The organism is Embleya sp. AB8 (assembly GCF_049739465.1).
Classification (GTDB): domain Bacteria; phylum Actinomycetota; class Actinomycetes; order Streptomycetales; family Streptomycetaceae; genus Embleya.
The window spans coordinates 159,238-180,338 of record NZ_JBMHHY010000013.1; the positions used below are offsets into that span (position 1 = coordinate 159,238).

Sequence of the window (21,101 nt, forward strand, 5' to 3'; positions counted from 1 at the left end):
CCGCGACGCCGAATTATCATCGCCCGATGAGCCAATCCATCGCCCTCGATCCGATCGATCTCGGTATCCTTCGCTCGCTCCAGAACGATGCCCGGATCAGCAACAAGGCGCTCGCGGCCGAGGTCGGCATAGCGCCCTCGACCTGCCTGGATCGGGTCGCCCGGCTGCGCTCGGCCGGGGTGGTGAAGGGCTCGACGGTGGTCGTGGACGCGGCGGCGCTCGGCCGGCCGTTGCAGGCGATGCTCGCGGTACGGGTCCGGCCGCATCACCGGGTGGTGCTCAACCCGTTCGTGGGACACGTACTCAAACTCCCGGAGACCCGCGCGCTCTACCACCTCGCCGGTCCCGACGACTTCCTCGTACATGTCGCGGTCGCCGACGCGACCGGACTGCAACGGCTGGTCGTGGACGGCTTCACGGCCCGCACGGAGGTCACCCAGGTGCACACCATGTTGATCTTCCAGCAGTGGTCCGGCGGCCCGCTCCTGCCGCCCGAACCACCGGGCACCGCAGGGCGCCTGACGGCGGGTTAGTCGTTGCTCACCGCTCGCCTCCCTGCCCTCGCGCCGCTCAGCCCTCGGTTCCGGACCGCCGCCCCACGTTCGGCCGGACGTCGCCCTCGCCCTGCCGGGCGGCCAGTACGATCCCCACCGCCACCGTCAGGGCCGCCACGACACCGGCCACCGGTACCGCCGCGGCGCCCAGGAAGGTGCAGAGCAGGATCAGCGCGGCCGATGTCGGCAGCAGCGCCTGCTGGGCCGGGCCACGCTTGTGGTGGCGCGAGTGCAGCGTCCAGGTGGCGAGCAGGAACAGCGCGGCGGGTACCGTGACGCTCGCGTCCGCGGCGAATCGGGAGATGTGCGCCTGGCCCACGGCCTGTTCGACGCTCACCTCCAATCCGGCGCCGACCGCCGCCGCGGAGGCGAAGATCGCGTAGTGGCCGTAGCCCCACAGAAAGGCCTGCCGACTGCCGATGAGGTAGTCGTGGATGGGCACCGCGAAGTAGATCCAGTAGGCGGCGAACACGATCAACAACCCGCCGGCGGCGATCGGCAGCAACTTGTCCAGTGCGGCCGCGTCGTCGATCGCGGTCTGGATCGCGACGGTCGCGGCGGACACGCTCTCCCCGAGCATGATGATGGTGAACAACCCGTAACGTTCGGCGATGTGATGCGGATGCCACGTGGTCTGGTGATCCCGTTCGGCGATCGCGGGGACCGCCAGTTCGGCGATGGCCAGCGGTGCGACGCCCCACTTCCAGGCGGCGTGCGGGAGTACGAGCAGCAGCACCCAGCCGAGTTGTACCAACACCAGACCGCACGCGTAGCGTCGCGCGGTGCGCCGGGCCGCCGGGTCGAGGTCGTCGTGGGCCGCGCGCAGCCACTGGAAGGTCAGCGCCACGCGCATGATCAGGTAGCCGACGATGCCGACCGTGTAATCGTTGTTGTCGAACGCGCGCGGCACTCCGGCGGCGAGCACCAGGACGCCGGTGATCTGGACGAGGGTGGCCACCCGGTACAGCGGGTCGTCGCAGTCGTACGCGGAGGCGAACCAGGTGAAGTTGACCCACGCCCACCAGATCGCGAAGAACACCAGCAGGTATCCGACGAGCCCGTGCCCGGGATGCCCCTCGGCCAGCGAGTGCACCAGTCGGCGGCCGGCCTGCGCGACGGCGACCACGAAGGTCAGGTCGAAGAACAGCTCCAACGGCGTGGACGCGCGATGCGCCTCGTCGGTGTCGCGCGAGGTCATCCGCCGGAGGATGGCATGCGGTCCGGCGGCGGGGCGCGCGGGGTCGCTCACGGGGTTGGTCCTCTCGTTCCGGACGGGATCATGCGGAGGGTATCCGAAGAGGACCGGCAAATCCGGCTATTTCGCCCGGGCATTCGGGCTGATGCGTGGGCCGCGCCGCGGTCAGGGGGTGAGGAGGGAAGCCTGCAACTCGGTCGGCCGGGTGTGTCCGGACAGCGCCATGGACAGGTCGAACTCGGCCAGCAGACACCGCAGTACGTGCCGGACGCCGGCCTCGCCGCCCAGGGCCAGGCCGTACACGTACGGGCGGCCGAGGAGGACCGCGCGGGCGCCGAGAGCGAGTGCCTTGAGCAGGTCGGCGCCGGTGCGTACGCCGCTGTCGAAGAGCACCGTCAGCTCCGCGCCGACCGCCGCGACCACGGCGGGCAGCGCGTCCAACGCGGCCACCGCGCCGTCGAGTTGGCGACCGCCGTGGTTGCTCACCACGACGCCGTCGAGCCCGGCGTCGCGGGCGCGGCGGGCGTCGTCGGGGTGCAGTACACCCTTGACGACGATCGGGCCGATCCAGTTCTCGCGCAGGAACGCCAGGTCGCTCCAGGTCTTGGTGGGGTCGGCGAACATCGCGGCCCAGTGCACCAGCGCGGCCGTCGGATCGGCCGCGACCGGCCTGCTCAGGCCGGCCAGGAAGGCCGGATCGCTCAGGTAGTTGGCGATGCCGATGTGCCGGAGGAAGGGCAGGTACGCCAGGTCCAGGTCGCTCGGTCGCCAACCCAGGTACCAGGTGTCCAGGGTGACCACGAGTGCGGTGTAGCCCGCCGCCCGGGCCCGGGCGAGCAGGCTGATCGTCACATCGTCGTCGCGCGGCCAGTAGAGCTGGAACCAGCGGGTGCCGGCGCCGGACGCGGCGGCGACCTCCTCCAGGGGGTAGGACGACGCCGTACTCAACACCATCGGCAGGCCCGACTCGGCCGCGGCCCGGGCGGTGGCCAACTCGCCCTCGGGGTGCACGATGGACTGCACGCCGATCGGCCCGAGCAGCAGCGGGGCGGGCAACTCGGCGCCGAGTACGGAGCAGGACAGGTCGCGGGTGCCGACGTCGCGCAACATGCGCGGGACGATCCGCCGCCGCTCGAACGCCTCGCGGTTGGCCCGCATGGTCGCCCCGCCGCCCGCGCCGCCCAACACGTAGCCACGCGGCCCCGGTTCGAGCCGCTCACCGGCCGCCGCCTCGAGTGCGGTCGCGTCCGTGGGGTAGGCGGGAGTCGCCCCGGTCAGCAGCCCGTCCAGATAGATCGAGTCCTGAAAGGCGGCATAGGCACCGGCGGGAGCGGGCCCGGCGGGGGCCGGACCGGGGCCGGGCGGGTCGGCGTCGCGGGGGCCGGCGTCGGGCACACCGGCATCGGGTGGACGGCCGTCGGATGCACCGCCATCGGGCGGGCCGGGGTCGGCCGGGCCGGCGGGAGAGTCGCCGGCGGAGCGGGGGCCATCGGCCACGACTGCCACCTTTCGCCGAATGGGATCCGCCGGCCGGCCGCCGGCCGCCGCAACGAACCGGGACCGAACCGCACGGCCACGGGAACCCCCGACAATGCCGTACCGAGCCGCACGCGGGAAGAGCCGAAAGAGTCGTCCCCGAGCACGATTCCGCCTCGCCGTCGACATGGTCCGGACCGAGCCGCCGGCCGGGAGCGACGCCGGCCGGGCGCGGCGCGGGCCCGGAGCGGTGCGGGCCTGGTACGACGCGAGCGGAGCGGCGCGGGCGCGGAACGACGCGAGCCCGGAACGGCGCAGGCCCGGCACGACGCGAGCCTGGCACGGCGCGAGCCCGGCACGACGCCGGTTCGGATCGAGGCGACCGCGATCAGCGCGCCCCCGATGCTCCCGACGCCCCCGACGCAGGTCACCTCGACCGGCCCCGACCGACCGGCCGGCCTCCCGCGCGCCGAATCACGGAGCAGTCACATCCCCGAGCCGTCCCCACCCCTCTCTCCCGCCCGGACCAACCGACCCATACCATCCCAAAACCCACACGCCCCCGTGAAGTCGACCGCCCACGCCCTCGATTCCCTCCCCGGGAAGCGAGACAGTTGGCCTGTTCGTCCTGTGAAATGTCACACGACACAGAATCTCGCCGAGGAGGAAACCGCATGACCCGCACCACCCGGATCCCGGGGATGGCGCTCACCGATCACACCTTCGTCGTTCCGCTCGATTACTCGCGGCCCGACGGGCCGACGATCGAGGTCTTCGCGCGTGAGGTGGTCGATCCCACCGCGCGGGACCAGGACCGGCCGTGGTTGTGCTTCCTCCAGGGCGGACCGGGCGGGGAGTCGCCGCGGCCGAACCGGGCCACCGGCTGGCTGCAGCGCGCCCTGCGTACCCACCGCGTACTGCTCCTGGACCAGCGCGGCACCGGGCGCAGCACGCCGATCACCCCGCGCCTGGCGGCGGCCACCGCGCCCGAGGAACTCGCCGAGCTGCTCCGCCACATGCGCGCGGACTCGATCGTCGCCGATGCCGAGCTGATTCGCCGTCAGCTGTGTGGTGACGAGCCGTGGGAGACGCTCGGGCAGAGCTATGGCGGCTTCATCACGCTGGCCTATCTCTCCCAGGCGCCCGAGGGGCTCAAGTCCTGTTACGTCACCGGCGGGCTGATCGGCCTCGACGTCACCGCCGAGGACGTCTACCACCGCACCTACCCCCGGGTGCGGGACAAGAACGCCGAGTACTACGCGCGCTACCCCGACGACGTCGAGCGGATTCGGCTGCTCGCGGATCATCTGGCCGCCAACGATGTCCGACTGCCCGACGGCGACCGACTCACCGTCCGCCGGCTCCAGTTCCTCGGCACCTGCTTCGGCATGGGCGACGGCTACGAGCGGGTGCACTGGATGCTGGACCACGCGTGGGACGGCGACCACGTCTCGGACACCTTCCGCACCGCCGTGATGCACGCCACCGCGCTGACCGACAACCCCCTGTGGGCGGTGCTCCAGGAGCCGATCTACGCGCAGGGCAAGGTCGCCACCGGGTGGGCCGCGGAGAAGGTGCGGGCCGGGCTGCCCGAGTTCGCGGAGAGTGCGGATCCGCTGCTGTTCACCGGCGAGATGATGTACTCCTGGATGTTCGAGGAGTTCGCCTCGCTGCGCCCGTTCCGCGAGGCCGCCGACCTGCTCGCGCGGCACGACGACTGGCCGGTGCTGTACGACGTGGAACGGCTGCGGAGCAACCCGGTCCCGGTCGCCGCGGCGGTCTACTTCGACGACATGTACGTGGACGCGGACCTGTCCCTGGAGACCGCGCGCGAGGTGGCCAACGTGCGCGCGTGGGTCACCAACGAGTGGGAGCACGACGGCTCCAACGCCTCGGGCGGCGCGGTCCTGGACCGCCTGATGGACATGGTCGCCGGCAAGCTCTGAGCCACCCGCGACCGCGCCCCCGATCCCCACCCGGGATCGGGGGCGGGCCGGTCCCGGTCACCCGGGCCGGCGGTCACCCCGGCTGTTCCGGCGCCGCCCACAGGCCGCGTACGTGGCCGATGTGACGGGCCATCACCTGCTCGGCCCGGGCCGGGTCGCCGGTGGCGAGCGCGTCCAGGAGTTCGAGGTGCTCGGCGGCGGACGCGCTCAGCCGCCCGTTCCGCGCGAGTCGGGACAGGCCGTACAGGCGCGAGCGTTTGCGCAGGTCGCCGACCACCCGGACCAGATGCTCGTTGCCCGCCAACGCGAGCAGCGACAGGTGGAAGCGCCGATCCGCCTCCACGTACCTGATCAGGTCGCCCACCTCGGCCGCCGCGACGATCTCCTCGGCGACCGGCCGCAGCGCCGCGAGCCGTTCCGGGGTGACCACGCCCGCGAGCCGGGCCACCACCGGAACCTCGATCAGCGCGCGGACCTCGGTGAACTCGTCCAACTCCCGGTCGGACAGCTCGGTGACCCGAAATCCCTTGTTGCGTACGGCCTCGACCAACCCCTCGTTGGCCAGGTCGAGCATCGCCTCGCGAACCGGCGTCGGCGACACGCCGAACTGCGCGGCCAGCGCGGGCGCGGAATAGACCACACCCGGGCGCATTTCACCCGCGATCAACGCCGCGCGCAGCTCTCGTGCCACCCGATCCCGCAGGATCGGTCGATCGTCGAAGGACGGCAGCGCGAGCGCTCCGTGTCCCGTGTCCATGGTGCCTCCTCCCACCATGTTACTGACGGTCAGTCACCGCGGGGACCGGATCGAAACTGTGCGTATGGACGACCACGGGGAGTGAGGGTGCCGATCGGCCGGGGAGCCCGGGCGCGAAGCTGCGCACCCGCGCCGAACACCCCGGCCGATCGGCCGCGTTCACAGCCGGAATCCGGCCGGGAAGGGATCCTCGGGGTCCAGGAGATACTGCGCGGTCGCGGTGATCCAGGCCCGTCCGGTGATCTCGGGAATCACCCCCGGATACCCGCCGACCACCGTCCGGTCCACGATCCGGCCGCGGAAGCGGGTGCCGATGAACGACTCGTTGACGAACACCTGACCCTCCGTCAACTCACCGCGCGCGGCAAGTTGCGCGATCCGCGCGCTGGTTCCGGTCCCGCACGGCGAACGATCGAACCAGCCGGGGTGGATGGCCATCGCGTTGCGGGACAGCGCGGCGTCCGAGCCCGGGGCGAGGAACTGCACGTGGTGGCAGCCCGCGATGTCCGGATCGGTCGGATGCACCGGCCGGGCCTGCTCGTTGATCGCGGCCATGACGGCCAGACCGGTCTCCAGGATGCGCTGTCCGTGGGCCCGATCGAACGGCAGGCCGACCTTCTCGATCGGCAGGATCGCGTAGAAGTTGCCGCCGTAGGCCATGTCGTAGGTGACCGCGCCGAGTCCGGGCACATCCACCGTGGCGTCCAACTCGTGGGCGTATGCCGCCACATTGCGCAGCGTCACCGAGCGGGCCGCGCCGTCGCGTACCTCGACGTCGGCGACCACCAGGCCGGCGGGGGTGTCCAGGCGCACGGTGGTGACCGGTTCGACCACCTCGACCATGCCGGTCTCGACCAGGACGGTGGCCACCCCGATGGTGCCGTGTCCGCACATCGGCAGACATCCGGACACCTCGATGAACAACACGCCGTAGTCCGCGTCCGGGCGGGTCGGCGGTTGCAGGATCGCCCCGCTCATCGCGCCGTGCCCGCGCGGCTCGTACATCAACAGCGTGCGCAGGTGGTCCAGATGTGTCATGAAGTGCACGCGCCGCTCGGCCATCGTGGCGCCGGGCAACACTCCGACCCCGCCGGTGATCACCCGGGTCGGCATTCCCTCGGTGTGCGAGTCGACCGCGTGGAAGACGTTGCGAGAGCGCATCAGGCCAGTCCCTCCGCGAGTGCCTTTTGAGTGGATTCCCGTACCACTGCCTCGAGTTCGGGCGCCAGCGGCAACCGTGGCGCGCGACAGGGACCGCCCCGCAGGCCGGCCAGGTCCATCGACAGCTTGATCGACTGCACGAACTCGGTGCGCGAGTCGAGGCGAAGGAGCGGATGCAACAGCCGGTAGAGCGGCAACACCCCGCGCAGGTCGCCGCCGACGGCCGCGTTGTACAACTCGACGCTCGCGCGCGGGAAGACGTTGGCGTAGCCCGCGATCCAGCCGACCGCGCCGGCCAGGCCGAACTCCAGGGCGACGTCGTCGCTGCCGATCAACACATCGAAGCCGGGGGCGAGTTCGGCCACCTCGTAGGCCCGACGCACGTCTCCGGTGAACTCCTTGACGCCGACCACCAGGCCCTCGTCGTACAGGTCGGCGAGCAGCCGGGGGGTCAGATCGACCTTCGTATCGAACGGATTGTTGTACGCGACGATCGGCAGCCCGGCGCGGGCCACCGTGCGGTAGTGGTCGAACACCGCGCGGGTGTCCGCGCGGTAGCCGTTGGGCGGCAGCAACATCACCGCCGACGCGCCCGCCTCGGCGGCCTGTTCGGCCCAACGCAGCGACTCGGCCGCGCCGTACGCCGCGACGCCGGGCAACACCCGGTCGCCGCCCACCGCGTCGACCGCGACCCGGACCACGCGGGCACGTTCCTCCGGGGTGAGCGACTGGTACTCGCCGAGCGAGCCGTTCGGACACACCCCGTCGCAGCCCGAGTCCACGAGCCAACGCACGTGTTCGGCGTACGCGTCGAAGTCCACCGACAGGTCCTCGCGCAGGGGCAACGCGGTGGCCACCACGACGCCGTGCCACGGCGCGCGGGCGGCGGGTGGTGCCGCGGCCGGTGCGGGCGAACTCGTCGGGCCTACCGGATCGGTGGGACTCATGGGGCTCCTTGGGCTAGATCTCCGAGACGAACGGGCAATGCGATCGGGCGAGTCGGCGCGCCGGCGGCGACCGGTCGGCCCAGTGCCTCGGCCAGTACGCAGGCGGTGGCCTCGGCGCACATCCGGCCCTGACACCAGCCCATGCCCGCGCGGGTGAGCAGCTTGATCGAGCGCGGATCGTCGGCGCCGAGCCGGACCGCGTCCTCGATCCGGCCGCGCGGCACCTCCTCGCAGCGGCACACCACGGTGCGCGCGTCGGACCAGGACAGCCAGCCCGGCCGGACCGGGTAGAGCGCGCGCAGCCCGGCGGCGAACCGGGTGAGCCGGGCTCGGCGGCGCAACAGGGCGCGCGGCGGGGTCCGGTCGGCGATCGCGTAGCCGGCCAATTCGCCCTCGACCTCGGCCAGTTGCGCGCCGCCGACGCCGGTGCTCTCGCCGGCGGCGTACAGGTCGGGTCGGTCGGTGGCCTGGCGGGCGTCGACCGCGACGAAGCCGTCCGCGGTGTTCGCGCAGCCGAGTTGGCCGGCCAGTTCGAGCTGTGGGGTGAAGCCGTAGCCGACCGCGAGGGTGTCGCAGGCCAGTTCGGTCGAGGTGCCGAGCACCGGGCGCCAGTCGGCGTCGAGGCGGGCCACGGTGACCGAGGTCAGCCCGGCCCGATCGCCGTGCGCGGCGACGACGGCCCGGCCGGTGCGGTACGGGATCCGCCGCCGGGCCAGCGCGGCGGCGTAGCGGGCGGCCTCGGCCACCCGGGCCGGGCTGTGCGGGGCCAGTGCGGCGGCGCGCGGGCTGGGCCGGGACGCCTCCAGGACGGCCCGCACCCGTACCCCCGCGTCCGCGAGGCCGATGGCCACCGGCAGCAGGAACGGACCGGTGCCCGCCACGATCGCGGTCCGGCCGGGGGCGACGCCGTTGCCCTTGAGCAGGGCCTGGGCGCCGCCGGCGGTGAATACACCGGGGATGTCCCAGCCGGGGAAGGGCAGTTGCCGGTCGTAGGCGCCGGTGGCCAGGAGCAGCCGGCGGCCGCGCACGGTCACCGGGGTGGTGTCCCGCTCGCCCGCCACGGCGTGCACCACGAAGTGCTCGGCGGCGCGCTCGACCGCCCAGACGCGGTGTTCGGCCAGGTGCTCGACGGTGTGCAGCCGGGCCAGCGGCGGCCAGGCCGGGGGGCGGCCCGCGCGGTGTCGGTGATACTGGCCGCCCGCCCGGGGGCCCGCGTCCAGCACGGCGACCCGCAGGCCGAATCGGGCGGCGGTGACGGCGGCGGTCAGCCCGGCCGGGCCGGCGCCGATCACGACCAGGTCGTGGGTCATGTCGTGGTCACCTCGTCGTCGGGGTGGGCGGTCACCTGACAGGCGCGCAGCGACGGTGTGCCGTTGAGGGTGACCAGGCAGTCGAAGCACACCCCGATGCCGCAGAACAGCCCACGCGGCTCGGCCGCGAAGCGGGTGGTCCGCCAGGACCGGATCCCGGCGGCGAGCATCGCGGCACCGACGGTCTGGCCGGGTTCGACGGGTATCCGACGCCCGTCCACACTCATCGTGAACCGCCCGGCGTCGACCACGCCGGGAGGGGTTGGCCCGGGATCGGGCGTCATGCGCTCACCTCCGCGAAGCGGGTCGGGGCGAAAGGGGTCGGGTCCAGTTCCGGGAGGTCGCCGGTCAGGGCTTGGGCGATGAGCAGGCCGGTCGCCGGGGCCAGGCCGACGCCGGCGCCCTCGTGGCCGCACGCGTGCAGTAGGCCGGGGGCGCGTGGGTCCAGGCCGACCACCGGCAGGTGGTCCGGGCAGTACGGGCGAAACCCCCGGTAGGTGCGCAGTACCGAGGCGCCGGCCAGAACCGGGAACAGCTCGATCGCCTGCGCGGCCAGCCGGCGCAGCACCGGCACCGGGAACGCGCCGTCGAAGCCCACCCGTTCGCGGCTCGCGCCGATCAGGATGTTGCCCGCCACAGTGCCCTCGACCACCGCCGAGGAGGCCAGTTCCGCCTCGTCGCTCGCCACGTCCCCCGCGTAGGCCGCCGCGTAGACCTTGTGCCGCACGATCGGCGGCAGCGGCTCGGTGACCAGGACGAAGCCCCGACGCGGCAGGATCGGCAGGGACACCCCGGCCAGCGCGGCCAGCGCCCCGGACCAGGTGCCGGCCGCGTTGACCACCGCGCCGGCCGCGAGGTCCCCGTGTGAGGTGCGCACGCCGAGCACCCGATCGCCGGGCCCGCGCAGGAACCCGGTGACGGTCACCCCGGTGTGCAGCCGTACGCCCGAGCGCAACAACGCGGCCGCGGCCAGCGCGGGTTGCACCTGGGCGTCCTGCGGATAGTGCGTACCGGCGAGCAGATCGCGGGCCAGGTGCGGCTCGTAGTCGGGCAGTCGTGCGGCGTCGACCGCGTGCACGGTGACCCCGCAGTCGCGCTGGGCGGCGGCGGTGGCGGCCATCGCGTCCGCCTCGGCCCGGGTTCGGGCGACGATCAGGCCGCCCTTGGCCTCGTATTCGAAGTCCTGGCGTTCCTGGGCCAGTTCCGCCCACAATCGGAGCGAGAGCAGGGCCAGGGAGAGTTCGGGACCGGGATTCTTGTCCGACACGAGCAGGTTTCCCTCGCCCGCGCCGGTGGTGCCGCCCGCGACCGGGCCGCGGTCGAGCACGGTCACCGACAACCCGGCGCGGGCGGCGAAGTGGGCACACGCGGCACCCACGACGCCTGCGCCGATGACCACGACATCACTGGGACGGAGTTCGCTCACGTCGGTAAAATGTCACATTGCCCCGGCGGCGTAAAGGGTTTCCCGTGGTCGGTCCGGGAACGACGCGGCCCGCGCCCGATCCGGGGGGATTCGTCCCCGGTCGGGCGCGGGCCGTTCGGTCGGGCGCCGGCAAGCCGGCCGGTCAGGGGCCGCCGGCCGGCTTGCCGGTGTGCTGGTTGTTCCAGGCGACCAGGTCGGCGGTGCGGTTGGTGATCACCCCGTCCACCCCCGCGTTGTGCAACGCGGACCAGTCGCGGGCGTCGTCCGGGGTCCAGGCCATCACCGCGATGCCGGCCGCGTGCAACCGGCCCACCAGTTCCGGGCGTTGGGCCAGCAGGTGGTAGGACGCGTTGTACGAGGTCAGCCGCAACTCCCGGGCCGCCGCCACCGGATCGGGCTCGGCCTCGTCGGTGAGCAGGCCCAGCGGCAGCTCCGGGGCCAGGTCGCGGGTGATCCGCAACGACTCGCGATCGAAGCTCTGCACGAACACCCGCCCGGTCATCGCATTGGTCCGCACCTCCTGGATGATCCGGGCGATCTCCTCGCGGGACTGCGGATTCTTGATCTCCAGGAGCAGCCGCCCGCCGCGCGTACGCAGATCCTCGAGTTGTTGACGAAGCGTCATCACATGGGTGCCGGCGAACTTCGGCTGGAACCACTTGCCCGCGTCGAGGGTGGCCAGGTGGGCGGCGGTCAGATCGCGAATCCGCCCCTTCCCGTCGGTGGTTCGATCCACCGTGGCGTCGTGCATGATGTGCGGGACGCCGTCCAGGCTGGGTTGTACGTCGTTCTCGATCCAGTCCGCGCCGGACCGGCGGGCCGCCTCGTCCGAGGGCAGCGTGTTCTCCGGGGCGATCGTCGGCGCACCCCGATGGGCGAACACGGTGAACCGGGCACCCGGGGCACGGATATAGCTGCGGCCGTCGATCGCGGATCCGCCGCGCAGGGTCTCGATCGTCTGTCGCGGTGGATGCGCGGCCGCCGCCGGGGGTGGCGGCGGGGTCATCAGCGCGGTACTGGAGAACGTGGACCGGGCGTCGTTCTGCACCTGGGCGGCGGTCAGGAACTGCACGCCGCCGAGCACGAGGCCCAGGCCGGCGAGCCAGACGCCGATCCGTTGGGCGGTGCGCCGGTGGGGGGCCCGGCGCCCGGATTGGTCGAGGAGCATTGAGGCATCGTAGAAGGAATGTCGGTCGGCCATTCGAATTCTGTGGTAACGCAAAGTGGCGCTCGACATGCGGAGCGTGGCGAATGGTGTGAAAGTGGACGATGACCGCCCATTGGTTCTCCTCAGGAGGAACGGCCATGGCCAAGCAGAAGCAGAAGCCGCATTTGCAGAACAAGAACTCGCTGCTCGTCGACGCCGAGCGCGCACACGCCGCACCGGCTCCGGCAGCGGAGTCCACGGACACCCTCGAACCCCCGACCAAGGCCGCCCGGCGCGGCAAGAGCGACCGGCCCAAGGGCCGCTCGCGGCGCTGACGGTCCGGCGTCGTTCGGACGCCGACCCCGAACCTCGCGGAAGCCCGGGGGAGGGGCGTGACGGTCACCCCGCCCCGCCCGGAAGCGCCCGCAGGGCCCCATCGACCACGTGTCGGTGGGGCCTTCGGTGTGTGCGGCGGTGTTCGGGCCCGGGCTCGAGGACCCCCTACGGGCGGGTCGGGCCGTAGACCCGGCCGGTCCGGGTGGAGACCGAGCCGAAGAGGCCGCGCGGGGTGAGCTTGGCCAGCCCGACCACCACCTTGTAGCGCAGGTCCGGCACGCTGACCGTCTTGCCGATCGCCAGGTCGCGGATCGCCGCGGCGACCACCCGATCGGCGTCCAGCCACATCCAGCCGGGGATGTTGGACGTGCCCATCCCGGCCCGCAGATGGAACTCGGTGCGCACGAAGCCCGGACACAACACCATCAACCGCACACCGCTGCCCGCGAGTTCGCGCGCCACGCCCTCGGTGAAGCCGACCACCCACGCCTTGCTCGCGCCGTACGTGCCGCGCGGCAGGAAGGCCGCGACGGACGAGACGTTGATCACCCAGCCGCGCCCACGCTCGCGCATCGCCTCGCTCGCCGCGGCGGTCAGCCGCAACACCGCCTCGCAGTGCACCTTGAGCATCCGGATCTCGTCGGCGGTGGACGCGTCCAGGAAGCCGCCCCGGTTGCCGAACCCGGCGTTGTTGACCAGTACGTCCACCGGCGCGGCGCGATCGGCCAACCGGGCCTCGACGGCCGCGATGCCCTCGTCCTCGGCCAGGTCCGCGGCCAACACCTGCACCGACACGCCGTGCTCGGTGCGCAACTCGCGCGCGGATTCGGCCAACCGCTCCCCGTCGCGCGCGACCAGGACGAGCGTGTGCCCCTCGTGTGCGAGCCGCCGGGCGAACGCGGCGCCGATCCCCGAGGTGGCGCCTGTGATCAGTGAGGTCGTCATCCATCCAGCGTAGTGACGGCGCGGTGGGGCAACCGCGCGGCGGCCCGCGCGCCGGGTTCAGTCCGCCGGGATCGTGGTCGGGTCCGGTTCGGTGCCGCCCAGGCGTCGGCCCAGGCGGGTCGCGATCTCCTGCATCCTGGTGGTCATCCAGCCCTCCTCCATCGCCCGTATCCGGCCCTCGGGCCCGGATACCGACAGTGCGGTCGCGGTCGGCGCGCCGGGTACCACGACCGCGACGCAGCGCACGCCGAGTTCCTGTTCCTGGTCGTCGATCGCATAGCCCCGGGCCCGGATCCCGGGGAACTGGGCGAGCAGCTCGGCCGGATCGGTGACGGTGTGCTCGGTGTGTGAGGCCAGCGGGCGACCGCCCAGGACCCGCGCGGCATCGGCCTCGGGCAGTTGGGCGAGCAGCACCTTGCCGACCGCGGTGCAGTGCGGCTGTACACGCCGGCCGACCTCGGTGAACATCCGCATCGAGTGCCGGCTGGGTACCTGGCCGACGTAGACCACCTCGCCCGCCTCCAGGACCGCGAGGTTGGCGCTCTCGCCGGTGGCCTCCATCAGTTCGGCCAGATACGGCCGGGCCCAACTGCCGAGCAGGCGCCCGGCGGTCTCGCCGAGGCGGATCAGCCTCGGGCCCAGGGTGTAGCGGCGCGACGCGTCCTGGCGCAGATATCCCAGCGACACGAGCGTGCGTACCAGGCGGTGGATGGTGGGCATGGGCAATCCTGAACGCGCGGCCAGTTCGCTGAGCGTGAGCACTCCGCCGGCGTCGGCGAGCAGTTCGAGGAGGTCGAACGCACGTTCCAGGGACTGGACGCCGCCGCTCGTGCCGTTGTTGCCCGGGTTCTCTGCGGCCACCGACGATCCTCCGTCAAGAATTTGTTCAACACATTGTTGAACTTCCGTTTCTCGGAAACTAATGTCCACTCTACAAAAGAACGTCGAGGGCGAAGGAGAGCCACCCATGAGTGCACCGGCCATCGTGGTCAAGCACGGCACCGCGTCCGGCGGCTCGGTGCCGCGTGCGGACGAGGTGCTCACCACCGAGGCGCTGCGCTTCGTGGCGAGCCTCCAGCGCCGGTTCGGCGGTCGACGCGACGAACTGCTCGCCCGCCGACGGGCCCGGCGCGCGGAGATCGCCCGCACCGGCCGGCTCGACTTCCTGCCCGAGACCGCCGACGTGCGCGCCGGTGACTGGCGCGTCGCCGAGGCGCCGCCCGCGCTGCGCGACCGTCGGGTGGAGATCACCGGCCCGGCGGACCGCAAGATGACGATCAACGCGCTCAACTCCGGCGCGCGGATCTGGCTCGCCGACTTCGAGGACGCCTCCGCGCCCACCTGGCACAACGTGGTCGCGCACCAGCTCAACCTGATCGACGCCTACGACCGACGGATCGACTTCGCCACCGCCGAGGGCAAGACGTATCGGCTGCGTCCGGACGAGGAACTGGCCACCGTGGTGATGCGCCCGCGCGGGTGGCACCTGGACGAGCGGCACATCCTGGTCGACGGGACACCCGCGGCCGGCGCGCTGGTCGACTTCGGGCTGTACTTCTTCCACAACGCGGCGCGGCTGCTCGACCGGGGGCTCGGGCCGTACTTCTACCTGCCCAAGCTGGAGAGCCACCTCGAAGCCCGGCTCTGGAACGAGGTGTTCGCGCACGCGCAGGATCTGCTGGACATCCCGCGCGGCACGATTCGGGCCACCGTACTGATCGAGACGATCACCGCCGCGTTCGAGATGGACGAGATCCTCCACGAACTGCGCGAGCACGCCTCGGGGTTGAACGCGGGCCGGTGGGACTACCTGTTCAGCATCGTGAAGAACTTCCGGGACGCGGGCGATGCGTTCGTCCTGCCGGACCGCAACGCGGTGACGATGACCGCGCCGTTCATGCGCGCGTACACCGAACTGCTGGTGCGCACCTGTCACCGGCGCGGCGCGCACGCGATCGGCGGAATGGCCGCGGTGATCCCCTCGCGGCGCGACGCGGCGGCCAACGCGGCGGCTCTGGCCAAGGTGCGCGAGGACAAGGACCGCGAGGCCGGGGACGGGTTCGACGGGTCCTGGGTGGCCCACCCCGACCTGGTGCCGGTCTGCCGCGAGGCGTTCGACGCGGTGCTCGGCGATCGGCCGAACCAGCTCGAACGTACCCGCGACGAGGTCGAGGTGACGGCGGATCAGCTGCTCGACGTGGCCTCGGCGGAGGGCGCGCCGACCCGCGCCGGGCTGCACGGCGCGGTCGGGGTGGGGCTGCGCTACCTGGAGGCGTGGTTGCGCGGCCACGGCGCGGTCGCCGTGTTCGGCCTGATGGAGGACGTGGCCACCGCCGAGATCTCCCGCTCCCAGGTGTGGCAGTGGATCAACAACGGCGTGCTGCTCGCGGACACCGGCGAGAAGGTCACCTCGGACCTGGTCCGGCGCCTGGTCGTCGAGGAACTGGGCGCGCTGCGCGAGGACTTGGGCGACGACAACTTCGAGGCGGGCCGCTGGACGGACGCGCGCGAGCTGTTCCTCGAGGTGGCCCTCGCCGAGGAGTTCGTCGACTTCCTCACCCTGCCGGGATGTGAACTCCTCGACTGAGTCGAGCCGTTCGTCCATCCCCCACCGACGCGGAACGGCCGGGCCCACCCCGGCGGTCGTGGGGCGCGTGCAATCGGGCGGGCCCGGCCGTTCCGCACGCACGGCGCCTGCGCACCGCACGCCTCGAAAACTCCTCGACCCCCGCACGGCTCGGACAGGAGAAGCACATGGCACGCATGTTCCTCAACGGCCAGGCGATGGAGGGTGGTCCGTTCCACCACCACCTCGACGGCGCACCGCTGCTCGCGCGGACCCGCACCGCGCCCGGATACCGGTTCTTCTCGATCGGCGACCGCTGCCCGGGTCTGCTGCCCGACCCGGGCGGCGCCGCGCAGATCGAGGGCGAGGTCTACGAGGTCGCGGACGAGGTGCTGCGGGACGGTCTGCTGCCCACCGAGCCGGCCGAGTTGGAATTCGGCATCATCAAGCTGGTGGACGGGTCGGCTTGCTTCTCGATGATCCTGCGGCGCGGCGAGCTCGAATCGGGTCGACACAAGGAGATCACCGAGTTCGGCGGCTGGCGGGCGTATCTGCGCACGCTCGGACGCGAGGCGTAGCCCCGGGGCCGCCGGGCGCGGGGCGGGTCCGCCCCCGCGCCGGCGCGGGCGGGGGCGGCGGCGCCCATATGATCACGGTATGACTGCCGCGAACCCGACCCTGGCCGCCATCCTCGACCGCGCCGACGAGGAGATCGACCCCGCCGAGCTGCCGGCCGCGATCGTTGCTGCCGGCGTGGTCGTCCCGGTCGACGACACCGGGTCGGTGGTGTTCATCCAGGGGCAGGACGGGCTCCCGTGGTTGCCCGCGTTCGTGGACGCGACGATCTGCGCCCGGGACGTGCCGCACGCCGAGCCGTATCTGTGCGACGCGGCCCGCCTCCTGGACATCGCCGGGCGGACCGGGGTGCGGACCATGACGGTGGCCTCGGCCACGAAGTGCGCGACCGTACCGCTGGCGCTGATCGGCAGGGCGTCGCTCGACCAGGCCAAGGGATCAACCTCCGGCGACTGACGGCTCGTCGAGCGCGGCTCGGATCAGCTCGACCGGATGCCATGCGCGTCGCCCGCCGCCGTGTCGGATCTGCTGTCGGCATGACACGCCCGTGGCGACCAGGACGGTGTCCTCGGGTTCGGCGGCGATGGCCGGGAAGAGCCGATCGCCGCCGACGGTCATCGATACGTCGTAGTGCTCGGCCTCGAAGCCGAACGAGCCGGCCATTCCGCAGCAGCCCGCGTCGAGTTCGACCACCTCGGCGCCGGGGATGCGGCCCAGCAGCGCGATCGTGGCGGCCGTACCGACCTCGGCCTTCTGGTGACAGTGGCCCTGATAGAGGAGTCGGCGGCCGGCCGGCCACGCGTCGCCGCGCAGTCGCAGGTGCCCCGCGTCGATCGCCTCGACCAGCAACTCCTCGACTTGGCGCACCCGACCGGCGACCTCGCGGACCTGCGGATCGTCCGGATGCATGGCCACGTGTTCCGCTTTCAGGGTCAGCAGGCACGAGGGTTCGCAGCCGACGATCGGGGTGTTCGGTTCGGTGCCGGCGGCCAGGGTGTGTGCGAGGTCGAGGGCCTTGGCCTTGGCGTCGTCGACCAGGCCCTTGGACAGCGCGGCTCGGCCGCAACACCCGAAACTTGCCAACTGCGGCTGCCAGCCTGCGAGTTCGAGCAGTTCGAGGGCGGCCCGGCCGATCTCGGGCTCGGTGTAGGTGGTGAACGAGTCGGCCAGGAAGGTGACTTGGCCGAGGGGTGCGGGTGTGGTGCGGCGCGGGCGGCGGCCGAACCAGCGGATCAGGTTGTCGCGGGCGAAGACCGGTAGGGGGCGGGCGGCGGTGATGCCCAGTCGGCGCTCCAGGAGTCGGCGCAGTGGGCCGATCCGGCCGGGCAGGTTGGTCAGTGGGGCACCCGCCGAGCCGAGCCGGTTGAGCAGTCGGATGGCGCCGAACACCCGTGAGCGCAGCGGGATTCCGTGCAGGTCGTGGTGATGGGAGAGGGTCTCCGCCTTGAGGGTGGCGATGTCCACGCCGAGCGGGCATTCGCTCTTGCAGGCCTTGCACATCAGGCACAGGTCGAGGATCTCGTGCAGCCGTTCGTCGCCAAGGGCGCGGTGGGGGTCCGGCTCGGAGAGGGCCTTGACGAGTGCGTTGGCTCGACCTCGGGTGGAGTGCTCCTCGTTTCGGGTGGCCATATAGGAGGGGCACATCGCGCCGGAGCCGGTTTTTCGGCACAGCCCGATGTTCATGCAGCGGTCGGCGGCGCCGCGCATCCCGCCGATCACCTCGAAGTCGAGTCGGGTACGCGGGCCGACTTCGGGCAGCGGGGCACGGTCGCGCAGGTTGTCGGTCATCGACGGCGCGTCCACGATCTTGCCCGGGTTCATCCGGTTGTCGGGGTCGAACAGCCGTTTGACCCGGCGCATCGCCTCGTAGAGTTCGTCGCCGAAGATCTGCCGGTTGAACTCGCTGCGGGCCAGCCCGTCGCCGTGCTCGCTGGAGTTGACCCCGCCGTACTCGGCGACCAGATCCTTGATCTCCTCGGCGACCGCCCGCATGGTGACCACCTGCGCGGGATCGGCGAGGTCGACGAACGGGCGGATGTGCAGGCAACCGACGGAGCAGTGGCCGTAGAAGCCCGCGGTCAGCCCGTGCCGGTCCAGCACCTCCTTGAACCGGCGGGTGTAGGCGGCCAGATGCACCGGATGCACCGCGGTGTCCTCGACGAAGGCGTGCGGGCGGCGGGTGCCCTCGCCGGCGGCCATCAGCAGGCCCAGGCTCGCCTTGCGCACCTTGAGCAGTGCGCCCTGTGCGCCGGGGGTGATCGCCTGGAGGGTGTGGTAGCCGTGCCGGTGTCGGGTCCACAAGGTGCCGAGTCGCCGGAGTCGGCCGCGCAGTTCGGCCTCGTCGTCGCCGCTGAAGGTGACGAACAGCAGGGCCTCGGGGGCGCCTTCGAGCAGCGTGCCGAGCGAGGCGTATTCGATGCGTTGCCGGGACAGGTCCAGGATCACCCGGTCCATCAGCTCCACCGCGGCCGGATCGCAGGCCAGCGCGTCCTCGGTGGCCTCGATGGCGGCGGCGACGGAGGTGAAGTGGCCGACCGCGATCACCGTACGGGTGGGGCGCGGGACCAGGTCGACCAGCGCGCGGGTGGCCACGACCAGGGTGCCCTCCGAGCCGACCACGAACTTGGCCGGGTCGAAGGGGGCGTCGGGGTCCGTCGGGTCGGCCAGGCGGTCGAGCCGGTAGCCGCAGGCGCGGCGCCAGAACTGCGGGAAGCCGTCGGCGATCGCGGACGCGTTGGCCGCGACGATGCGCGGGAGTTCGCGGTGGATCCGGCCGTCCAGGGTGGTTGCCTCGGCCCGGCGGCGGCGCTCGGCCTCGGTGAGCGGGGCCAGGTGGGTGCGGCTCGCGTCGGAGAGTACGACGTCGAGTTCGCGGATGTGGTCGATGGTCATCCCGTGGCGCAGTGAGCCGCTGCCCGCCGAGTTGTTGCCGATCATGCCGCCGATGGTGGCCCGATTGCCGGTGGAGGTGTCCGGGCCGAACATCAGGCCGTGCGGCGCAGCGGCGTGGTTGAGCCGGTCCTGCACCACGCCGGGTTCGACCAGTGCGGTGCGCGCGTCGGGGTCGAGCTCGACGATCCGGTTCAGGTGTCGGGACAGGTCCAGGATCAGCCCCGGGCCGACGGTCTGGCCGGCCAGACTGGTGCCGGCGCCGCGCGGCAGGAGGGACACCCCGTGCTCGATCGCGGCCACCACCGCGGCCTGGACGTCGTCCGCGTCGCGGGGGAAGACCACGCCGAGCGGTGGGATCTCGTACATGCTCGCGTCGCTCGCGAACAGGTGGCGGGTGTAGTCGTCGAAGGCGACTTCGCCGGCCAGATCCCGGCGGAGGTGCTGTTCGAGGTCGCGGGTGGCGGCGGGGGATTTTGGGCCGGCGGCGGGCTCGTGGGTCGCGGTCATGGGGTGCGGGCTCCAGGTGCCGGGGGGACGGGGCGGCCGGTGGCGGTGGGCGGCGCGGTCGGTGCGGGCGGCTTGGTCGTCGCGGTCGGTACGCGCGTCGCGGGCCGCGCGGTCAGCGTGGGCGCAGCACGTCCAGCGCGGCGCCCAGGCCGGCCGGGTCGATCGGCACGCCGGCCAGTTCGAGGCCCATCTGTACGCCGGCCAGGGTGCCCGCCAGGGTCACGTCGTTGAAGTGGCCGAGGTGGCCGATCCGGAAGACCTTGCCGCCGAGCCGGCCCAGGCCCGAGCCGAGCGACAGGTCGAACCGGTCCAGGATCACCTCGCGCAGTTTGTCCGCGTCGTGGCCCTCGGGGAGCAGTACGGCGGTCAACGATCCGGAGTACTCGCGCTCGTCCGCGCACAGCACTTCGAGCCCCCAGCCGCGGACCGCCGCCCGGGTCGCCGCGGCGTGCCGGGCGTGTCGGGCGAACACGTTCGGCAGGCCCTCGGCGTCGAGCATGGCCAGTGCCTCGGCCAGGCCGAAGAGCAGGTTGGTGGCGGGGGTGTACGGGAAGTGGCCGCGTCGGTTCGCCGCCAGGATCGGCGCCCAGTGCCAGAACGACCTCGGCAGCAGCGCGCTTTGCGCCGCGGCGAGGGCCTTGTCGCTGATCGCGTTGAAGCTCAGGCCGGGCGGCAACATCAGGCCCTTCTGCGAGCCGGCCACGGTGACGTCGACGCCCCACTCGTCGTGCCGGTAGTCGATCGAGGCCAGCGACGAGATGGTGTCGACCAGGAGCAGGGCCGGGTGGCCGGCCGTGTCCAGCGCGTCGCGCAGTTCGGGGATGCGGCTGGTCACCCCGGTGGAGGTCTCGTTGTGCACCACGCAGACCGCCTTGATCGTGTGCGCCGGGTCGGCGGCCAGCGCGTGGGCGAGTTGCCCGGGGTCGGCGCCGTGCCGCCAGTCGCCGGGGACGACGTCGACGGTCAGGCCGAGCGCGCGGGCCATCTCCTGCCAGAGGGTGGCGAAGTGGCCGGTCTCGAAGCACAACACCCGGTCGCCGGGGGAGAGCGTGTTGACCAGTGCGGCCTCCCACGCGCCGGTGCCCGAAGCCGGGTAGATCACCACCGGTCCCGACGTGCCGAACACCGGCTTCAGCGCGGCGAGCAGCCGCAGCGTCAGGGCGGCGAACTCGGGCCCCCGGTGGTCGATCGTGGGCGCCGACATGGCGCGCAGGACCCGGTCGGGGACGTTGGTGGGACCGGGGATCTGGAGGAAATGGCGTCCGCTGTTCCAGGTCACGGGAGTCGACCTTCCCAGAGTTGTGCCGTGAGACGGCACGGCGTATCGTAAGACGGCACGGCGGAGCCTAGGCACGGCCTC

Annotated in this window: 19 protein-coding genes; 6 read left to right on the top strand and 13 right to left on the bottom strand. The window is 72.3% G+C overall.

Annotated elements, in window-relative coordinates:
- The first annotated feature begins 26 nt into the window (after positions 1-26).
- A complete protein-coding gene (locus ABIA38_RS20755) occupies positions 27-533 on the top strand; it encodes an Lrp/AsnC family transcriptional regulator (protein WP_424640208.1) in 507 nt (168 codons plus the stop codon).
- A gap of 37 nt (positions 534-570) precedes the next feature.
- Here ABIA38_RS20755 and ABIA38_RS20760 read toward each other — a convergent pair whose 3' ends face one another.
- Positions 571-1,752, bottom strand: coding sequence for a low temperature requirement protein A (locus ABIA38_RS20760; RefSeq protein ID WP_424640338.1), 1,182 nt, complete (start codon positions 1,750-1,752; stop codon positions 571-573).
- Between the two features lie 162 nt (positions 1,753-1,914).
- Positions 1,915-3,045 (bottom strand): lactate 2-monooxygenase, encoded by a 1,131-nt coding sequence (locus ABIA38_RS20765; protein ID WP_424640339.1) that lies wholly within the window; start codon positions 3,043-3,045, stop codon positions 1,915-1,917.
- Positions 3,046-3,899: 854 nt separating this feature from the next.
- Between ABIA38_RS20765 and ABIA38_RS20770 the strand changes: the two genes are divergently transcribed.
- Entirely contained in the window at positions 3,900-5,171 is a 1,272-nt protein-coding gene (locus tag ABIA38_RS20770) for an alpha/beta fold hydrolase (protein WP_424640209.1), read from the top strand.
- Positions 5,172-5,244: 73 nt separating this feature from the next.
- On the opposite strand, the gene ABIA38_RS20775 is transcribed toward ABIA38_RS20770, so the two are convergent.
- From ABIA38_RS20775 to ABIA38_RS20805, 7 genes are all read right to left on the bottom strand, one after another.
- A complete protein-coding gene (locus tag ABIA38_RS20775; RefSeq protein WP_424640210.1) occupies positions 5,245-5,928 on the bottom strand; it encodes a GntR family transcriptional regulator in 684 nt (227 codons plus the stop codon).
- Between the two features lie 159 nt (positions 5,929-6,087).
- Positions 6,088-7,089, bottom strand: coding sequence for a proline racemase family protein (locus ABIA38_RS20780; RefSeq protein WP_424640211.1), 1,002 nt, complete (start codon positions 7,087-7,089; stop codon positions 6,088-6,090).
- Complete coding sequence (locus ABIA38_RS20785) at positions 7,089-8,036, bottom strand: dihydrodipicolinate synthase family protein (protein ID WP_424640212.1); 948 nt, start codon at positions 8,034-8,036, stop codon at positions 7,089-7,091. Before ABIA38_RS20785 ends, ABIA38_RS20780 begins: the two co-directional genes overlap by 1 nt.
- Complete coding sequence (locus ABIA38_RS20790; RefSeq protein WP_424640213.1) at positions 8,033-9,346, bottom strand: FAD-dependent oxidoreductase; 1,314 nt, start codon at positions 9,344-9,346, stop codon at positions 8,033-8,035. Before ABIA38_RS20790 ends, ABIA38_RS20785 begins: the two co-directional genes overlap by 4 nt.
- Positions 9,343-9,630, bottom strand: a complete 288-nt coding sequence (locus ABIA38_RS20795; RefSeq protein ID WP_424640214.1) for a (2Fe-2S)-binding protein — start codon at positions 9,628-9,630, stop codon at positions 9,343-9,345. Before ABIA38_RS20795 ends, ABIA38_RS20790 begins: the two co-directional genes overlap by 4 nt.
- On the bottom strand, positions 9,627-10,772 hold the full coding sequence (locus ABIA38_RS20800) for an NAD(P)/FAD-dependent oxidoreductase (protein WP_424640215.1): 1,146 nt from the start codon (positions 10,770-10,772) through the stop codon (positions 9,627-9,629). The genes ABIA38_RS20795 and ABIA38_RS20800 overlap by 4 nt, the downstream gene beginning before the upstream one ends.
- A gap of 142 nt (positions 10,773-10,914) precedes the next feature.
- Positions 10,915-11,940 carry a glycerophosphodiester phosphodiesterase gene (locus ABIA38_RS20805; RefSeq protein WP_424640216.1) on the bottom strand — a complete coding sequence of 342 codons (1,026 nt, stop codon included), beginning with the start codon at positions 11,938-11,940 and terminating at the stop codon, positions 10,915-10,917.
- Between the two features lie 137 nt (positions 11,941-12,077).
- On the opposite strand from ABIA38_RS20805, the gene ABIA38_RS20810 reads away from it, so the two are divergent.
- Positions 12,078-12,254, top strand: a complete 177-nt coding sequence (locus ABIA38_RS20810) for a hypothetical protein (protein ID WP_424640217.1) — start codon at positions 12,078-12,080, stop codon at positions 12,252-12,254.
- Between the two features lie 166 nt (positions 12,255-12,420).
- Here the strand turns inward: ABIA38_RS20810 and ABIA38_RS20815 are convergent, their stop codons facing one another.
- Positions 12,421-13,200: an SDR family NAD(P)-dependent oxidoreductase gene (locus tag ABIA38_RS20815; protein WP_424640218.1), complete on the bottom strand. Its 780-nt coding sequence runs from the start codon at positions 13,198-13,200 to the stop codon at positions 12,421-12,423.
- Positions 13,201-13,257: 57 nt separating this feature from the next.
- Positions 13,258-14,061 (bottom strand): IclR family transcriptional regulator, encoded by an 804-nt coding sequence (locus tag ABIA38_RS20820; protein WP_424640219.1) that lies wholly within the window; start codon positions 14,059-14,061, stop codon positions 13,258-13,260.
- Between the two features lie 106 nt (positions 14,062-14,167).
- On the opposite strand from ABIA38_RS20820, the gene aceB reads away from it, so the two are divergent.
- The 3 genes from aceB (at position 14,168) to ABIA38_RS20835 (ending at position 16,798) form a co-directional block, all read left to right on the top strand.
- Positions 14,168-15,787, top strand: a complete 1,620-nt coding sequence (gene aceB / locus ABIA38_RS20825) for a malate synthase A (protein WP_424640220.1) — start codon at positions 14,168-14,170, stop codon at positions 15,785-15,787.
- Between the two features lie 167 nt (positions 15,788-15,954).
- Positions 15,955-16,344: an allophanate hydrolase-related protein gene (locus ABIA38_RS20830; protein ID WP_424640221.1), complete on the top strand. Its 390-nt coding sequence runs from the start codon at positions 15,955-15,957 to the stop codon at positions 16,342-16,344.
- Between the two features lie 79 nt (positions 16,345-16,423).
- Entirely contained in the window at positions 16,424-16,798 is a 375-nt protein-coding gene (locus tag ABIA38_RS20835) for a hypothetical protein (protein ID WP_424640222.1), read from the top strand.
- Here the strand turns inward: ABIA38_RS20835 and ABIA38_RS20840 are convergent.
- Positions 16,781-19,741 (bottom strand): FAD-binding and (Fe-S)-binding domain-containing protein, encoded by a 2,961-nt coding sequence (locus tag ABIA38_RS20840; RefSeq protein ID WP_424640223.1) that lies wholly within the window; start codon positions 19,739-19,741, stop codon positions 16,781-16,783. The genes ABIA38_RS20835 and ABIA38_RS20840 overlap by 18 nt on opposite strands.
- 112 nt (positions 19,742-19,853) lie before the next feature.
- Positions 19,854-21,020 (bottom strand): pyridoxal-phosphate-dependent aminotransferase family protein, encoded by a 1,167-nt coding sequence (locus ABIA38_RS20845; RefSeq protein ID WP_424640224.1) that lies wholly within the window; start codon positions 21,018-21,020, stop codon positions 19,854-19,856.
- Between the last annotated feature and the right edge of the window lie 81 nt (positions 21,021-21,101).

Coding starts and splice junctions, on each gene's coding strand:
- ABIA38_RS20755 (WP_424640208.1), top strand. CDS start 27: ATGAGCCAATCCATCGCCCTCGATCCGATCGATCTCGGTATCCTTCGC.
- ABIA38_RS20760 (WP_424640338.1), bottom strand. CDS start 1,752: ATGACCTCGCGCGACACCGACGAGGCGCATCGCGCGTCCACGCCGTTG.
- ABIA38_RS20770 (WP_424640209.1), top strand. CDS start 3,900: ATGACCCGCACCACCCGGATCCCGGGGATGGCGCTCACCGATCACACC.
- ABIA38_RS20775 (WP_424640210.1), bottom strand. CDS start 5,928: ATGGACACGGGACACGGAGCGCTCGCGCTGCCGTCCTTCGACGATCGA.
- ABIA38_RS20780 (WP_424640211.1), bottom strand. CDS start 7,089: ATGCGCTCTCGCAACGTCTTCCACGCGGTCGACTCGCACACCGAGGGA.
- ABIA38_RS20785 (WP_424640212.1), bottom strand. CDS start 8,036: ATGAGTCCCACCGATCCGGTAGGCCCGACGAGTTCGCCCGCACCGGCC.
- ABIA38_RS20790 (WP_424640213.1), bottom strand. CDS start 9,346: ATGACCCACGACCTGGTCGTGATCGGCGCCGGCCCGGCCGGGCTGACC.
- ABIA38_RS20795 (WP_424640214.1), bottom strand. CDS start 9,630: ATGACGCCCGATCCCGGGCCAACCCCTCCCGGCGTGGTCGACGCCGGG.
- ABIA38_RS20805 (WP_424640216.1), bottom strand. CDS start 11,940: ATGCTCCTCGACCAATCCGGGCGCCGGGCCCCCCACCGGCGCACCGCC.
- ABIA38_RS20810 (WP_424640217.1), top strand. CDS start 12,078: ATGGCCAAGCAGAAGCAGAAGCCGCATTTGCAGAACAAGAACTCGCTG.
- ABIA38_RS20815 (WP_424640218.1), bottom strand. CDS start 13,200: ATGACGACCTCACTGATCACAGGCGCCACCTCGGGGATCGGCGCCGCG.
- aceB (WP_424640220.1), top strand. CDS start 14,168: ATGAGTGCACCGGCCATCGTGGTCAAGCACGGCACCGCGTCCGGCGGC.
- ABIA38_RS20830 (WP_424640221.1), top strand. CDS start 15,955: ATGGCACGCATGTTCCTCAACGGCCAGGCGATGGAGGGTGGTCCGTTC.
- ABIA38_RS20835 (WP_424640222.1), top strand. CDS start 16,424: ATGACTGCCGCGAACCCGACCCTGGCCGCCATCCTCGACCGCGCCGAC.
- ABIA38_RS20840 (WP_424640223.1), bottom strand. CDS start 19,741: ATGACCGCGACCCACGAGCCCGCCGCCGGCCCAAAATCCCCCGCCGCC.